The 12,309-nt window shown below is 63.3% G+C and carries 13 protein-coding genes; 9 read left to right on the top strand and 4 right to left on the bottom strand.

From position 1 onward, the window contains the following. Positions 1-36: 36 nt before the first annotated feature. From AC1DXM_RS17545 to AC1DXM_RS17535, 3 genes are all read left to right on the top strand, one after another. Complete coding sequence (locus AC1DXM_RS17545) at positions 37-405, top strand: hypothetical protein (protein WP_477234630.1); 369 nt, start codon at positions 37-39, stop codon at positions 403-405. An 83-nt stretch (positions 406-488) separates the two neighbouring features. Beyond that, positions 489-1,199, top strand: coding sequence for a GcrA cell cycle regulator (locus tag AC1DXM_RS17540; RefSeq protein ID WP_477234628.1), 711 nt, complete (start codon positions 489-491; stop codon positions 1,197-1,199). A gap of 288 nt (positions 1,200-1,487) precedes the next feature. Then, positions 1,488-2,087: a DUF6456 domain-containing protein gene (locus tag AC1DXM_RS17535; protein ID WP_477234626.1), complete on the top strand. Its 600-nt coding sequence runs from the start codon at positions 1,488-1,490 to the stop codon at positions 2,085-2,087. 72 nt (positions 2,088-2,159) lie between these two features. On the opposite strand, the gene AC1DXM_RS17530 is transcribed toward AC1DXM_RS17535, so the two are convergent. Together AC1DXM_RS17530 and AC1DXM_RS17525 are read right to left on the bottom strand one after the other, a co-directional pair. Then, positions 2,160-2,480, bottom strand: a complete 321-nt coding sequence (locus AC1DXM_RS17530; RefSeq protein ID WP_477234624.1) for a hypothetical protein — start codon at positions 2,478-2,480, stop codon at positions 2,160-2,162. 254 nt (positions 2,481-2,734) lie between these two features. Next, a complete protein-coding gene (locus AC1DXM_RS17525) occupies positions 2,735-4,015 on the bottom strand; it encodes a DUF763 domain-containing protein (RefSeq protein WP_477235026.1) in 1,281 nt (426 codons plus the stop codon). A gap of 182 nt (positions 4,016-4,197) precedes the next feature. Here AC1DXM_RS17525 and AC1DXM_RS17520 point away from each other — a divergent pair, with 182 nt between their 5' ends. The 3 genes from AC1DXM_RS17520 (at position 4,198) to AC1DXM_RS17510 (ending at position 6,967) form a co-directional block, all read left to right on the top strand. Further along, positions 4,198-5,064 carry an ATP-grasp domain-containing protein gene (locus AC1DXM_RS17520; RefSeq protein ID WP_477234622.1) on the top strand — a complete coding sequence of 289 codons (867 nt, stop codon included), beginning with the start codon at positions 4,198-4,200 and terminating at the stop codon, positions 5,062-5,064. A gap of 207 nt (positions 5,065-5,271) precedes the next feature. After that, positions 5,272-5,913: a peroxiredoxin-like family protein gene (locus AC1DXM_RS17515; RefSeq protein WP_477234620.1), complete on the top strand. Its 642-nt coding sequence runs from the start codon at positions 5,272-5,274 to the stop codon at positions 5,911-5,913. Between the two features lie 172 nt (positions 5,914-6,085). After that, positions 6,086-6,967, top strand: a complete 882-nt coding sequence (locus AC1DXM_RS17510) for a transglutaminase family protein (protein ID WP_477234618.1) — start codon at positions 6,086-6,088, stop codon at positions 6,965-6,967. A gap of 302 nt (positions 6,968-7,269) precedes the next feature. Here AC1DXM_RS17510 and AC1DXM_RS17505 read toward each other — a convergent pair whose 3' ends face one another. Next, positions 7,270-9,210 (bottom strand): acyltransferase family protein, encoded by a 1,941-nt coding sequence (locus AC1DXM_RS17505; protein WP_477234616.1) that lies wholly within the window; start codon positions 9,208-9,210, stop codon positions 7,270-7,272. Between the two features lie 331 nt (positions 9,211-9,541). Here AC1DXM_RS17505 and AC1DXM_RS17500 point away from each other — a divergent pair, with 331 nt between their 5' ends. Then, on the top strand, positions 9,542-9,895 hold the full coding sequence (locus tag AC1DXM_RS17500) for a cupin domain-containing protein (RefSeq protein WP_477234614.1): 354 nt from the start codon (positions 9,542-9,544) through the stop codon (positions 9,893-9,895). Between the two features lie 108 nt (positions 9,896-10,003). Here AC1DXM_RS17500 and AC1DXM_RS17495 read toward each other — a convergent pair whose 3' ends face one another. Further along, complete coding sequence (locus tag AC1DXM_RS17495; RefSeq protein ID WP_477234612.1) at positions 10,004-10,297, bottom strand: hypothetical protein; 294 nt, start codon at positions 10,295-10,297, stop codon at positions 10,004-10,006. 292 nt (positions 10,298-10,589) lie between these two features. Between AC1DXM_RS17495 and AC1DXM_RS17490 the strand changes: the two genes are divergently transcribed. Then, entirely contained in the window at positions 10,590-10,763 is a 174-nt protein-coding gene (locus tag AC1DXM_RS17490) for a hypothetical protein (RefSeq protein ID WP_477234610.1), read from the top strand. 42 nt (positions 10,764-10,805) lie between these two features. Further along, the gene (locus AC1DXM_RS17485) at positions 10,806-11,288 is read left to right on the top strand and encodes a pyridoxamine 5'-phosphate oxidase family protein (RefSeq protein ID WP_477234608.1); all 483 of its coding nucleotides are present in this window, start codon (positions 10,806-10,808) and stop codon (positions 11,286-11,288) included. Positions 11,289-12,309 lie beyond the last annotated feature (1,021 nt).

The following is a 12,309-nucleotide window of genomic DNA, read 5'->3' as shown; positions in this document are numbered from 1 at the left end:
CTTGCGTACGTTTCGTACATATCGTACGCTTAGCGCATGATCAAACGAACCGCAAGCGTTTCCGCAGGCATCGTCAGCTTTCTCCAATCGTCCGGGCCGTCCTCCTCCCCGGTTCGGACGCCAACCGGGGCTTTTGCCCCGGATCCGGTCGGCCTCCCCCTGTCGATCGGAACGGCCGGAGCCGCTCCTCTCTCGGCTCCGGCCACCTTTTTGCCTGATGGCGCCGCCGGTGCGCCAAGGGCTGCTTCCGGCGGGCAGGGCATCTCCTGTATCCGCACGGAAGACGGCACTGTCATCCTGTTTGACCGGCTGACGGGGAGGGCGGTTTCCGCCCTCACCAAAGCGGCAGCGGAAGCTGCATTGCGGCATCTCGCTGGCTCCCTGCCGGCCGCCAGCACCGCCTGACGACACCAAACCCGACGTTCTGAACCTTTGCCTTGGCCCTCAGGCTGAGCGCCTGCCTTTGCGCGCAAATCAATGGATCCGACATGACTGCCTATACCGAGACCGAATTGCAGGAGATTGCCGTCTGGCTCAGGGATGGCCTGTCGGCCACCCGTATCGCCGTCCGCTTCACGGCGCTGCGCGGCAGCCCGGTCTCGCGCAACGCCATCATCGGCATCGTCCACCGCAACAGCGCGCTGAAGACCATCGGTTTTGCTAATCCCAAGGGCGGCCGGTCCGGCGGCCGGCCCAGGAAGAATGCGACGGGGAAGAGCGCAGCAAGACCACTCGCGGCCAATGAAAATGTAGCCCATGACACGGCCGCGAAGAATCCGCCGAGCAAGCTCGCAAGGCACGCCGAGGTTTCAACGCAGCTCGAACCGGTCAGGCCGGCCGCCAAACCGGCCCGTCAGCCACTGGCCAAGCCTTTGTCACCAGCCCAGCCGGCGCGTTCGATCCCGGGCGAGGGGCGGCTGGTGGTGGATGGCGAGATCTACCGCTTCAACATCCCGGCGCCCCGCCCTGCCGCCATCGGGCGCCAGCCGCATGTCGCCGCCATGCGCTTCATCGACTGCCTGTTCAACCGCTGCCGCGCGCCGCTCGACCTGACGCTGGAGGAGGACCCCGAAAACGATGAGCCAGGCAGCCGGCCGGGACCGGAGATGCTGTGCTGCGGCCTGCGCACAAGGGCGCTGAAAAGCTACTGCGCCTACCACCAGGCGCGCTTCCACCGGCCTGTGGTGGAGGTGGTGTGACCGGCTGGGCTCGGTTCCTCGCCCCCGCTAAGCGGGAGAGGGATGACTCCACCAATGATCGAAAGGCCGGCGGGTCAGCGCCCCCCTCTGTCCTGCCGGACATCTCCCCCACTTGGGGGGAGATCGGATGTCGCTGCCGCTTTCGCTAATCGCCAACGTTGCAAAAAGGCGCCGCCGCGGAAACTGCCAATCTCCCCCCTCGTGGGGGAGATGCCCGGCAGGACAGAGGGGGGCGCGAAGGAACGCCAACCTTTCCAGCTCAACAATCCACCCCACAAGGATCATTCGATGAGCAAAAAGACCGCGCAGAAAGCAAAGCCGCCAAAACTGCCCAAAGACGAGGCCGAGCAGGTGCGCATTCGTCGCGAGATCGGCCATGATTTCGCGCTGAAGGATGATCGATTCGGCCGCAAGCGGCTCAGCGTCGGTACCGAGGAGGCGCGGCGCGTCTACGAGGTTTCCAATGGCGGTTACACCGCGACCGGTGGTGTCGTGCGGCTGCGCAATGTCGATCCGCTTGTCGGCATCACCTCGCTGACGCGCCAGCAGCGCGAGGCAGGCCAGCGCTTTCGCGATGATTTCGAGCGCGCCTCACGCGAGGGGCTGCGGCCGATGCCGTGGGAAGAGCGCGTCGACGGCGGGCGCATCAATGGCGGCATTCCCGACCGCGTGCTCAATGCCGGCCGCGCCCATGCCGGCGCCAGTGCCGCATTGGCGCATTGGGAACTGGCCGACGCCGTCCGCAACATCTGCCTCGAAGGCCAGTCGGTGAAGGCGCTTGCCGAGCGTACCGGCGAGGGACGCGATGTGGTGGTGAAGCTGCTGAAGGTCGGGCTGGATCTGCTGGCGGTGCATTACGGGATGATGCTGATGCGCAAGCCGCGATAAGGCCGGCGGTCGGCTAAGAGGCAAAAGCGGCCGGCCGGCAAATGCCGGCCGGACCGGTTTACGCTATCGGGATCACCACTCGCAAACGCGGACTTCCTCAACGATCCTGTGATGATGGCGCCAATGCTTGACCAACTCTATGTGGCAGCGGTGATGATGCCTGTGGTACCTGTGGTATCTGTGATATCTGAAGCCGTTATCGTAGGTATCATACTGATAGTAGGGGCGAGGAGCGTAGCGATCGCCGTAGTAGTCGCGGTATCCGTCATTGTAATAATCGTCATAGTAGCCATTACCGATGCCGATCACGACGCGCCCGCCGGCATTCGCCGGGGCAATCATCGCCGCCGCTGCGGAGATGGCGACAATCGAAGCAAGCAGGAGCTTTCTCATGGCTGCCTCCTGTTCAAGGTTGACCTAATATAACCCCCGGGGCGCGACCTCGTTCCATAGTTTTTACGAGATGTGACAACCCCTGCGCGCGGTGCATACGGAATAAGGGTAGCCACCGTCGCCACCTGTCGGCATCATCCCTCGATTTTTGAACCCTTCGCCACCCCAGCCGCCAACCCGGCATGTGAACCAGCAGGGGAACGTATAGAAACAGGCAGTTGGGGCGGTTCAGTGAATCAATCTCTGAAACTGCTCTACCCGCCTTTCTTCTCTAACTTCGCCGCCTCGCCAACCTCCGGCGCCTTCTCCCACCCGAACACACTGCGCCCGCCAAGCAGATGCGACTGGTCGAACTCGCCGGCGACGATCTCCTTCAGGCTTGGCCCGGTGACGTAGCGCTCCAGCCGCCGCGCTTCGCCATCCAGCCGCTTCAGCGCGCCGAGCTCTTCCTCGCGGCCGAGCTTGGCCTTGCCGACGGCTGATTTCAGCACCGCGATCGTCTCGTCATAGACTTTCAGCGGCACCGGGAAGGGGTGCCGGTCCTTGCCGCCATGGGCGAGCGAGAAGCGCGCCGGGTCGGAGAAGCGGCAGGGTGCGCCATGCACCACCTCCGCCACCATGGCCAGCGCCCGCACCGTGCGCGCACCGACGCCTGGCACCAGCAGCAGTTCGGGAAAATCCGCCGGCCCGCTTTCGATCGCGGCGGAAATGTTGCCGTGCAGCCGGTGCATGACGATGTCGCTCTCGCGCACGTCGTGATGCGCCGGCATTATGAGGTTGGGCAGCATCGGCTGCGCGGCTGGTTTCGCAGGCGGTGCTTTCGACGGCGGCTCCAGCACGGCAAGCTCGTCCAGAATCCGCTCCGGGCTCATGGTCCTCAACAGGTCGAGCTGCCCGGTTCGCGACGGCTCGGCGCGATGGTCGGTCAGATTGACGATCTCGCCCTGGGCCTCGCCCTCGATCGCCGCATGCGGCTGGTCGACGAAGCTGGTCAGCCCTTCCGACAGCCAGTGGTAGCGGCGCGCCTGGCGGCTGTCGCCATTCATGCCTTGCTGCACCACCACCCAGCGGCTGTCGTCGGTGACGATGAAACCGTGCAGATAGAGGTCGAAACCGTCCTGCACGGCCGCGCTGTCCACCTTGGCGACGAGGCGGCTGGCGGTGGCGAGTGCGGCGCCATCGATGCCGACGCGCTCGCCGATCGCGGTCAGTTCCTGCGGCGTCTTGCGCGAATGCGCGCCGCGCCCGCCGCAGACATGGATGCCGAGCTCGCGCGACATCGGATTCAACCCGCGCTTCAGCGCGCCGACGACCGAAGTGGTGATGCCTGAGGAGTGCCAGTCCATGCCCATGACGGCGCCGAAGGACTGGAACCAGAAGGGATGCGCCAGCCGCCGCAACAGCTCGTCGCGGCCATAGTGATGGATGATCGCCTCGCACAGCACAGCGCCCAGCCGCGTCATGCGATCGCCCAGCCATTTCGGAACCCGCCCGCCATGCAGCGGCAGGTCCGCACTGCCGCTTCGCTGCGTCAAAGTCTTGTTCTCCGTGGTCAGGATGCGCACCGGCTGGGCGCCTGAGATCTAGATGGCATCTGGGCGGAGATTTGCAAGCGTGGTGGTGCAGCGCCTTTCGCTCGGCTGTCGCCCGCCTGCGGCATCCTTGCGATACCAACAAAACCGTTTGAATATGCGCGTCGCCGCTTGGGGGAGCACACGTGGCGCACATCGCTGTGGTCACGCATGAATATGACCGGTTCCAGACGCCGTGGCACCCGCTGCGCCGGCGCGACAGCCCCTACATGCTGTTCGACATCCTGGCCGAGCTCGAGCGGCGCGGCCACCGAGTGAGGCGGCTTTGCGGCCTGTCGCAACCGCCCGATGCCGATCTCGCCATCCTGCATGTCGACGCCACCATCGTGCCGCAAGCCTATGTCGACTATGCCGCCCGCTTTCCGTTCTGTCTGAACCTTGCGGTCTCAGACATTTCCAAGCGCCGCATCAGCCAGGCGCTGCTGCGCGAGGGCGACGGCTGGAGCGGGCCGGTGATCGTCAAGAGCAACCTCAACCACCACGGCCTGCCCGAAGCCCGCTTCAATCTGCGCGCCGCGCGCCACGGCCGCCCGACACCTTTTCCAGCCGCGCGCGAAATGCCCCGCTACGAGGTTTTCGCCGCGGGTGGCGACGTGCCTCCAGAGCTTCTCGAAAGGCCCGATCTGGTGGTGGAAAAATTCATCCCGGAAATCGTCGCCGATGGTTTCGGCACCCGCATCTGGGTGTTCTGCGGGACGCGCGAACGCTGCGCGCGCTATGTCTCGCCCAACGCCGTGGTGAAAGCCTCCGAGACGATAAGGCGCGAGCCCGTGCCGGTGCCCGACGAGATGCGCCTTCTGCGCCAAAAACTCGGCTTCGACTACGGCAAGTTCGATTTCGTCATCCACCGTGGCCAGCCAGTGCTGCTCGACGCCAACCCGACGCCCGGCCGCCCGAAAAGCGTGCGCTCGATGCTGGTGGAGGCGGCGGCGAATTTGGCGGATGGGTTCGAAGGGATGATGGGGCGTTGTGTTGTCCCATGGCGCGGATGAGACGACCCGCCGTTTACCGCAGCACTCGAGACGGCTTGCGAAACGGGCGACCCGCAGATGCTTTTTTGTGTTATGATGCGCTTGCAGTGCACGCAAGCTCGACCTCGGCAAAATGGCAGAGGTCGAAAGCTATTTTTGTCTTGGCGCCCCGGCACGGGCTCAACTCCGAAACGCTGGGTGTGCTTATCCGGGGCGAGGAGGTTGTCCATGTCCACGAGTAGTGTCGACCGCCCACTGCAGCCGGGCGACCGGGCGCCGAATATTGTGCTCGATGCGATCTCCCGCGAAGGCAAAATCGCGCTGGACGATTTTCGAGGCCGAAGCCCGTTGTTGATCGGTTTGTTTCGAGGCCTGCACTGTGCCTTCTGTCGGCGCAATGTCGCGGCAATGGCGCAACTCGAGCCGGCCCTGCGTGAGAGAGGCGTCGAATGCCTGGCGGTGGTCAATACGCCGGTCGAGCGGGCGCGGCTCTATTTCCGTTACCATCCGGCACCCGACCTTCTCGCCGCATCCGACCCGGAGCGGGCCTCACACCGTGCTTTCGGATTGCGCGAGCTCGGGATGGACAAGGTCATGGGGATCCGGATCCATCTCCCGGGCGAGTTGCCCGAGCCTATGGACCCCATGGCAATGGACGAGTTTCTCAACAAGAAGGAGGGGTATGAGATTATGGAAGCCGATCAGCAAATGATGGCTTCCGCCAAGGAGCTGCTTGTCGGTCAGTTCCTTATCGACCGAGGGGGCGTTGTACGCTGGAGCTTCACTGAAGTTCTGGAGGATGGCCTCAATACGTTCAGGGCACCGAATCCCGAGGAATTGATGTCGGCAGCTTCCCAGGTTGCACATTAACAGGCTGTCAGAGGCCGACGTTCGCGCCTTAGGAACGGCGCCAGCGCCATCCGATCGCGCGAGGGTCGCCTGCGCGAAAACACTCCGCGCATGCCCCCCAAACCCGCCCCATCGGCTGCACCCCCAAAACACTATATGATCGCGCCGCAATTGAATTTGCCGACGGATGCCGATGCCGATTTTTTCAGTCAAGCACACGACCGTCTATCGCTATCGCCAGCCCGTGAGCTTTGGCGAGCATCGGGTGATGTGTCGGCCGCGCGACAGTTTCGATCAGCGGCTGCTGGACCATGCTTTGTCCGTGGACCCCGAACCGAAGGCGGTTGGCTGGATCCATGACGTTTTTGGCAATTGCGTTGCGGTGATCGATTTCGAGGGTTCGGCCAAGGAACTCCGTTTCGCCACAGACATCCGGCTCGGTCACACGCCGCAGCATGCGCCCGATTTCCGCATCGATGAGGCCGCGCTGAATTATCCATTCTCCTACGATCCCGACGAGGCGGCCGACCTCGCTCAGACCATGGAGCGCCATCATCTCGACGACGGCGACGAGGTCGGCAAATGGGCGCGCCAGTTTGTCAGTGCCACGGGACACACCGAGACCGGCAAATTGCTGATGACGCTCTGCTACGCCATCCACGAGAGCTTCGTCTATTCCCGGCGGGTCGAAACCGGGACGCAGCCGCCGCTGATGACCTTGCATCTGCGCAAAGGCACATGTCGGGACTTTGCGCTTTTCATGATGGAGGCGGTTCGCTCGCTCGGCTTTGCTGCCCGCTTCGTGACCGGCTACGTCTATGTGCCGAGCCGCGACAGTACCGAAATCCGCGGCGGAGGCTCGACGCATGCCTGGTGCCAGGTCTACCTGCCTGGCGCCGGTTGGGTCGAGTTCGATCCCACCAATGGCATTGTCGGCAACCGGGATCTGATCAGGGTGGCCGTCGCCAGGCATCCCGGGCAAGCCATACCGCTTTCTGGAAGCTACTCCGGCAGTGCCTCGAGTTTCCTGGGGATGACCGTTGAGGTGAAGGTGACGAAGGAAACCGGCGCATAGGCTCCCTCCGGCGTGGCCAGCCTGGCGTTCGGATATTGGCCGCCGACAACGCTGGAGCCGGGTGAGAGGTGTTCCAGCCTGGAGAGCACCTCCCACCCGCATTGCCCGATCCGGGAGGGGACGGATCGGAGCAATGTGACCTCTCCCTCGAGCAGAAAGGTCAGGCCGCCAGCGCCCCCGCTGTTCTCATCTAACGCCTTAAAGCCCGCCGCACTGAACGGTTTCAGTCGACGCCCTTTAAGTCTTTGTTTCCATGCATGTCGTTGTCCCAAAAACCGCTGCACACTTTTGGGCGACATGCATCAGAACAGCGCCTTCTCCACCACCGGCTCCAGCGATTCCGCAAACGGCGTCGCCAGATGGTGGCGGTCGCGGTACGCGAGTTTGCCGTTGATGAAGGCGTGGCAGGTGTTCTGGTCGCAGAACTGGCTGGTCAGGTCGATGTAGCTGGCGCCGGGAATGGCGCGCACGATGTCGCGCTCCATCGCCGCGCCGGCGTCGTTGGCGGCCTCAGTCCGCTTCTGGTCGCACATGGACGGCGTCTGCCCGCGCCACAGCGCACGCGCCACGCAGGTGTCGACATGGTCGTCGTTGAACGGCACGTCGCGGATGAAGGCGACCTTCAGCCCGGCCTTGCTGAACGCTTCCAGCGTCGCGCGCAGGCCAGCCCGCGCGTCGGCATCCCGGCTTTCGGGCATCTGCATGCCGACCGACATCTTGCGCAAACTCGTCTGCGCGATCTCCGAAATCACCACCAGGCTCGGCCGTGCCGCGATGATCTGCCTGATCGATCGCTCGCGCCACTGATCGCACTCGGTGTAGTCGCGTTTCAGCTTGCTCACCCAGACCGTCATCCGCGAGGCCCGGCAGGACGATTTGAGCCAGGTGACGACCTTGGTGTCGTTCTTCTCAGCCGCCTCGATCAGCGGCGTCGACCAGTGGTCGGCATGCGAGTCGCCAAACAGCGCAATCGTGCGCCCGGCGGTTTGGGTCCCGAACATGCAGGCTTTTGGCGTCACCGTCTCATAGCTGAGAACGCAGCCGGCCTCTCGGGCAGTGGAGGGGCGCGCCGCACTGGCGGCGATGCTGCGCTGCTGCGGATCGAGATCGTGGACGACAAGCCTGGCATTGGCATAGGCGGCTGCGACGCCGGTGCCGGTGAGGAGGACGGCCGGCACCAGCGCCCGCGCCGCATTGGCCATCAGCCAGCCGTTGCGGCGGATCGGGTTTTCGATGAAGTGGTAGGTAAACAGCGACAGCACCAGCGTCAGCGCCATGCAGCCGAGCCGCTGCAGCGGCGAAAGCTCGGGCACCAGCGTCGCGGCAAAGACGATCACCGGCCAATGCCAGAGATAGAGCGAGTAGGAGAGCTTGCCGACCCACTGCAGGGGCGGCAGCGCCAGGACGGCACTGGGGCCATTCCTGACGCCGGCCGCTCCCGCCAGCAGCAACAGCACGGTTCCAGCCACCGGCATCAGCGCCATGAAGCCGGGGAAGGGGGCGTCCTCGGTAAAGGAGAGATAGGCGCCGGCGATGAGCGCCAGGCCGAGCCATGCCAGCGGCGCGGCGAGAAGCGGGCGGTCCTGCCAGAATTTTTGCGGCAGCATGGTCGCCAACCCGCCGGCGGCGAACTCCCAGGCGCGCAGCGGCGAGAAATAGAAGGCCCAGGGCTGCGCCATGGTGGTGAGCCAGGCACAGACGGCGAACGAGATGAGGCCGGCAATGCCGATCACCAGGATCGCGCCGCGCTTGCCGGGGCGCAGCCATGCCGCCAGCACAAGCAGCGCCGGCCAGGCGAGATAGAACTGTTCCTCCACCGACAGCGACCAGAAATGGATGAACGGGTTGCTGGTCGCATCCGCCGCGAAGTAGTCGAACGACCAGCGGATCAGCCACAGATTGATCATGTAGGCCGAGGCGTACATGGCGCCCTTGGAATAGAGCGACTGTTCCTCCGGCGACAGGATGAAGGCGCCGGCCACCAGCGTGGCGAGGATGACGAACAGCGACGCCGGCAAAAGCCGCCTGGCGCGCCTGGCATAGAAGCGCCACAGGTTCAGCCGGCCGGTCTCGGTGATCTCGGCGAGCAGATGACGGGTGATCAGATAACCCGAGATGACGAAGAAGATATCGACGCCGACAAAGCCGCCGGGCAGGCCGGTGAGGCCGAAATGGAAGGCGATGACACCGGCAACCGCCAGTGCGCGCAATCCTTCGATATCGGGCCGGAACGATGCTGGCACGGTGACACCTCGTCCTGTCGCATGATCCCGGACCGAAGTCCGCTTGGCCGAGATGCCGTAACATCTCGCCGGGATCACACGTGCTGCGACGTCCCTGCGCGCCGGAATGGACGCGTGGGGCCGTAGCCGTTGACAGCCCGCCCGATGCAAAGACTCGACCCTGCAGGCCGATATCGCAATGCAACAAATCTATCGCGGTGCAACATTGAGGGAGATTGGCCCATCGCCACCTTCGCCAATCTCCGACATTTGCGGTCGGCCCTTGCGTTGCCCCTGTCATGCGCATCGGCTATCCAACCGGCAGCCAATGCCGGCGGAACGGAGCCCTCCCATGACCAACACCACCATCCTCAAATTCGGCGCTGTCGAGCATGCCGAGGGCGGCGACTTGCCGGGCTGGATCGTTGTCGAGGGCAGGCCGACCATGCAGACCGCCGTGCAGCACACCACCGCCGACGGCAAGGTGATGTCGGGCACCTGGCGGGCCTCGCCCGGCACCTACCACGCGACCTACACCGACTATGAGTTCGTGCACATGATCGCCGGCCGCATCATCATCACGCCGGATGGCGGCACGCCGGTAGAGGTTGGCCCCGGCGATGCATTCGTGGTCGAAGCCGATTTCAAGGGAACCTGGAAGATCCTCGAGCCGGTGACCAAGCATTTCGTCGTCAAGCTTGCTTGATCGACGTCGTCAAGCTTGCCTGATCGACGTCGTCAGGCTCGCCTGAAGACCGCGCATAAAAATGGCGGGCATTTCTGCCCGCCATCTGAATCTTCGCGTTGGCCACGCCTAGTTGGCGCCGCCGAGCTGCTTGGTCATCTTGCAGAAATCGTCATGCGACTTGGCGATCGCCTTGTCGCCGCATTCCTTGGTCATCCCGGCGCGGTCTTCTTCCTTCATCGCCAGCCAGGCGGTCTTGAACTCTTCCGCGGGCCGCATGGTCTTCATGCCGGCATCGGTGAAGAAGGGTGACATCTTCGCCGGATCGTCGAGCGCCGAGGTGCCGGTGCTGGTGCCGGCGAATGCTGCGCCGGTCATCATCGTAAGCGCCATCGCGCCCATGCAAAGCTTCTTGATGTTCATGATATTTCTCCTGATTGCTTTTCGGATGGTCCAAGCAGCGATCGGAGGGAAAACGGAACCGCCTGTGACAAGGTTCCATGAATTCGCAAAAATTTGGAATCATATTGCTCATATGGCAATAGCGATAAAATATTTTTTCTAATCTGAAACCTTCGGCCGCTGATGGACAGGCGCCCGAGACATGGCCGGCGACCCTGCTTTTATACGCCCTGTCGCGACATTGGCCGAGTCATTGCGCTCGCGGCGGAACCGATCGCCTTCCCCGGCGGTTGTGTCCACAGGAAGGCGGCCCATGGCCCTCACGGTTCGAACCACACTCTGCGAAATCCGCGACGACCTCCATGCCTTGCGCAGGACGGTGGCGGCGCGCGGCCAAATCGAGACCATCCAGGCCATCGATGCGCTGATCGGCGTCGCCGAGTCGGAGGCGGTCCGCGCCATTCGGCGCATCGATCTCGCAGCCTGATTTTTCAACGCAAACACTCAACGAGTATCGACGGGAGGAACAATGGACATCAGGGAGATGACGCAGCAGGAATGCACCACCATGCTGAAGTCGGCCAGGCTCGGTCGGCTGGCCTGCGTCCGCGACAACAGGCCTTACGTGGTGCCGATCCATTTTGCCTTCGGCGACAATTTCATCTTCAGTTTCTCGCTGCCTGGCCAGAAGGTCGAATGGATGCGAGAGAACCCGCATGTCTGCCTGCAGGTCGACGATGTCGGCACCGTTCATGGCTGGAAGAGCGTTGTCGTCGACGGGCTGTTCGAGGATCTGCCCAAACCGCCCGCGCTCGACAGCACGATTCCGGCCAGGGATCAGCAGATCCCTGCGTCCAATCATGACCGGGAATTTGCCTGGTCGCTGCTGCAGAAGCACGCCAATTGGTGGGAGCCGGGAGCATTGAAACCCGGTCAGCAGGCCGGTTCGGGCAGCCATCTGTTCTACCACATCAGGATCGAGACGATGTCGGGGCGGCAGGCATATCGCTAGGCCACTGCCCGGGAGGACGATGGGGCACCAGTCGCGGCGAGACGATCGCAGGATCTGGAACGTCTTGGCGCTCGAACGCGTTTATGTCCATCAGGGAGTATCAAAAAAATGGCCGTTCACACGGATTACCGAACGAATAGAGCCGACTATGCGATTGCAGCAAAGCCGAAGCTGACTGGCGCCGCTGTTGAGGCTGAGGCGAAAAAGAAGGCAGTGCGACTTAACGATCAGCGCTCCGCCAGGCTATCAGCAAATCCGTCGGATACATCGGACAAGCCCAAGCCCCGATCGCGGGGTTAATTTTCGGCGCCCAACGCCGCCGCCTGCTTCCCAGGCGCAAAAAAACCCGCTTCCGGAGGGGGGAGGGAGGCGGGTTCTTTAACGACCGAGCGCTTTGGGACGCCCGATGTATCCAATGAACGCATCAGCAAGGCGTTTGTTCCACGTTGATCGTATGAAGTTCGACGGTATCGGGCAGGGCCGTTGCTCATCGGGCAGAGCCGTCGCCTAAACGCGGCGTCGCCACCGATCGGCAATTTCGAGATGCCAGGAGGACACAAAAAAGCCCACGCCTCCGGCGGAGGACGCGGGCCGATCGAGCGGCGTGCGGGAACCAAAGCCTCCGAACTGGGCGATGATCTCTGTTGTCAGTACCAGCGCCCACGGCCGTAAAAGCCACCGCCGCCAAGTAGTAGAACAATAAGAACGATGACGAGAATTGTGGTGATATCCATATTCGTCTCCTATGCGCGGCGCCACCGTTCGGCGTATGCCGCTCTTGCCTGACCAGTGACTTGTGTCTGCCGTAAACCGGGTGGCCTAACGAAAACCAAAAAAGCTCATTATCGCCAGCACAATAACGACGGCTCCGACCAACCAAATAATGCTGTTCATGACGGCCCGCCTTTTTCTTGAGCTGCGGCAAAACGATTGCCACTCAATACAAACGGCCGCGCGGCGTTCTTGTTCCAGCCAGAGGCGCTCGCGGCAGAAATACTTGCCTTCCTGCGGTCCACCTGGC

The organism is Mesorhizobium sp. P3_A2 (assembly GCF_056403115.1).
This window is presented reverse-complemented; position numbering and strand designations above follow the sequence as displayed.